Raw genomic sequence first — 254 nt, forward strand, 5'->3', positions numbered from 1 at the left:
TGGCAAAATCCTTGCGGAAAAACTGATCACGGCTGGCGGCTATCGAGGCGCGAATAAAGAACACACGACTACGCTTTGTTGCACCATGGTTGATCGGCAGGGGTAGGCCGGCACTGAATACACTGTCTTCATCCAGCGCACTAAAAATCACCATGCAGTGCCCCGGATCCAGGCCATGGCCCTTGAGTTCCCGGGCAACTTTCAAGGCGATTTTCTTTTTCTCGCTTATTCCCAGAAACCCGGAGCGAATGTTG

1 protein-coding gene is annotated in these 254 nt (G+C 52.8%); it reads right to left on the bottom strand.

The genetic code is table 11. From position 1 onward, the window contains the following. Positions 1-254: hypothetical protein (locus SB816_RS33380; RefSeq protein WP_410548425.1), on the bottom strand; the 254-nt coding region annotated here is incomplete at both ends.

This window comes from Achromobacter sp. SIMBA_011 (assembly GCF_046535435.1).
Lineage (GTDB): Bacteria > Pseudomonadota > Gammaproteobacteria > Burkholderiales > Burkholderiaceae_B > Achromobacter > Achromobacter dolens.